The sequence below is a fragment of the Mycobacterium angelicum genome (assembly GCF_002086155.1).
GTDB lineage: Bacteria > Actinomycetota > Actinomycetes > Mycobacteriales > Mycobacteriaceae > Mycobacterium > Mycobacterium angelicum.
In genome coordinates, this window is record NZ_MVHE01000343.1 from 1 (window position 1) to 353 (window position 353).

Genomic DNA, 353 nt, shown 5'->3' on the forward strand with positions numbered 1-353 from the left:
CGGCAATATTGGTCACCCCGGTCTGCGCACGTTGTCGCAGCAACGTGTCCAGATGGGCGCCGCCAGCGGCCAGCCCGACTACCTCGAAACGGTCCGGATTGTCGGCGATGACCTGAAGCGCCTGGGTGCCGATCGAGCCGGTACTGCCCAGCACCACCACCCGCAACCGGCCGTCAGCGCGCCCGTCGGTCGAGTTGGTCACCTCATCATTGTGCGCCACCACCTCGTTGTCACCGCGCCGCCGGATCACGACGCGTCCACCGGTAGCCACACTTCCCCGTGGAATGCAATCGTCTTGATGCCTGCGCTTGATGCTAAGATGCCATGCGTGCGCACGACGATCCGTATCGATG

Annotated in this window: 1 pseudogene; it reads right to left on the bottom strand. The window is 64.6% G+C overall.

The annotated features are described in order from the left end of the window. A pseudogene (locus tag BST12_RS29710) lies at window positions 1-202 on the bottom strand (1-deoxy-D-xylulose-5-phosphate reductoisomerase); the annotation flags it as partial. Between the last annotated feature and the right edge of the window lie 151 nt (window positions 203-353).